General features: G+C 44.1%; 1 protein-coding gene. It reads right to left on the bottom strand.

The window, feature by feature from the left end:
• Window positions 1-810: outer membrane beta-barrel protein (locus A3735_RS04235; RefSeq protein ID WP_068637640.1), on the bottom strand; the 810-nt coding region annotated here is incomplete at both ends.

The following is an 810-nucleotide window of genomic DNA, read 5'->3' as shown; positions in this document are numbered from 1 at the left end:
AGCAGAAGTCTGATCGGCCAGTTTGACAGCATCATCAAAGCGGTACTTAAGACTGACTGAAGCTAGATAAGAACTATCGTTATCCAGCTCGAAGCGTTCTAGCTGCGCATCTAATTGCCAGTTATCAGTTATTTTAGATCCCGCTCCGATGCCATAGGAAAAGCTTGAACCGCTAGTCTTGTGCTCTCCTTGATTAGATCCAAATTGAGATGCATCGTAGCTCCCTTGCCAAGAGAAAATACCTGCCTTGGCAAAAGCGCTAAACCTATCTAGGAATGTTTGCCTGTATGAACCTGAAATCTCCCAGCCTGCACCAGATTCGGGATGTATCTTTTTGACGGCGTTGAAGAAGCTTTCACTGTCGGTATAGGCGCCTTCAAACTTGATATCAACTTCTCCAAGATCAAGATAGTTAAGCTCCAATGCCCAATTGTTGTTCAGCTCATAACCAAGCCCAAAACGCCAACCTAAGCGCTCGCTGTTCTCATCAATAGCTTTGGCATCTAAACCGTTTGATTGAAGCTGCTGGTCAAACTCATTTAAGTCTGTACTTGTATACGACAACCCCAATGCGCTGTTGATATAGAGTCTGTTTAAGCTAGTCAAGGGGCTTTCTGATGCTTCAGATAAGCTGGGAGAAAGGGATAAATGGATTAAAGCAAAGCCGACAGCGAGGCTGTTCAGAGAGCGTGGCAGGAATCGTATATGCTGTTTGAAGCTTTTTGATTGAGCCAATGCAAATATCGATAGTAAGCAAAGAAGTATGATATCAATGGAACCACCACCTTCTACTGTGATTGGAGAGTCACA

The sequence above is a fragment of the Oleiphilus sp. HI0061 genome, from assembly GCF_001635675.1.
Note: the sequence above shows the minus strand (reverse complement) of the source record. Positions and strands in the feature narration are given on the sequence as shown.